Raw genomic sequence first — 318 nt, 5'->3', positions numbered from 1 at the left:
TCGGAGGTGGCGCTGGCCGCGCAGGCGGGCCGGTGGGCGCGGTGGCTGTCGACGGACGAGCACCTGCGCCCGCTGGACATGGCCTGGTCCTCGGTGACCACCCGGCCGGCGCTGGAGCAGCGCGCCGTCGTGACCGTCGTCGACCGGGACGACCTGGTCACGGCGTTGACCGCGCTCGCCGGCGGCGACCCCGTCGGTACGGTCGTCGCCGGCGTTGCCGAGCAGCGCGGCCAGCTCGCGCTGCTGTTCTCGGGTCAGGGGGCGCAGCGCGCGGGCATGGGTCGGGAGTTGTCGGCCGAGTTCCCGGTGTTCGCGGCC

General features: G+C 76.4%; 1 protein-coding gene. It reads left to right on the top strand.

Annotated elements, in window-relative coordinates:
• Nucleotides 1-318 (top strand): hypothetical protein (locus tag ACSNOB_RS32075; RefSeq protein ID WP_436691204.1); only part of this gene is annotated, 318 nt, incomplete at both ends.

It is taken from the genome of Micromonospora sp. URMC 106, assembly GCF_051386395.1.
Classification (GTDB): domain Bacteria; phylum Actinomycetota; class Actinomycetes; order Mycobacteriales; family Micromonosporaceae; genus Micromonospora.
This window is presented reverse-complemented; position numbering and strand designations above follow the sequence as displayed.